The organism is Tenebrionibacter intestinalis, from assembly GCF_016632365.1.
Lineage (GTDB): Bacteria > Pseudomonadota > Gammaproteobacteria > Enterobacterales > Enterobacteriaceae > Tenebrionibacter > Tenebrionibacter intestinalis.
Genome location: NZ_JAEPBH010000202.1, coordinates 1 through 322 on the forward strand (window position 1 = coordinate 1; position 322 = coordinate 322).

The 322-nt window shown below is 34.8% G+C and carries 1 protein-coding gene; it reads left to right on the forward strand.

The window, feature by feature from the left end; all coding sequences use genetic code 11:
* Positions 1-31: 31 nt before the first annotated feature.
* The coding region (locus JJB97_RS18470) for a hypothetical protein (protein WP_317981617.1) at positions 32-322 on the forward strand (291 nt) is incomplete at its 3' end.

Below are 322 nucleotides of genomic sequence, written 5' to 3' on the forward strand. Positions count from 1 at the left end.
CCAGGGGCAGCGGCGAAACGTTCAGTTTATTATGGATGAAAATTCCGTTATACGAATGAACTCAGTCTGGCTGGAAACGGTCTGTAAATATTATGCCGGTAAAGGTATACCAAGTTCCTTAGTTGGATTACTGTGTGCGTTTGTTATTTATTTTGCTATCGCTTCTGTTTTTCTGACTTTTTCTGATGTTTTTAATGGAGATTATAGTAACTGGAAGGGACGGGTTTTTTTAATATTACTTTTACTCATATCGATATATTTATTAAGTAAGTTCATTTTAAAAGAATGGTTTCGTAAAACCCACTATCCAATCCGTTTTAAC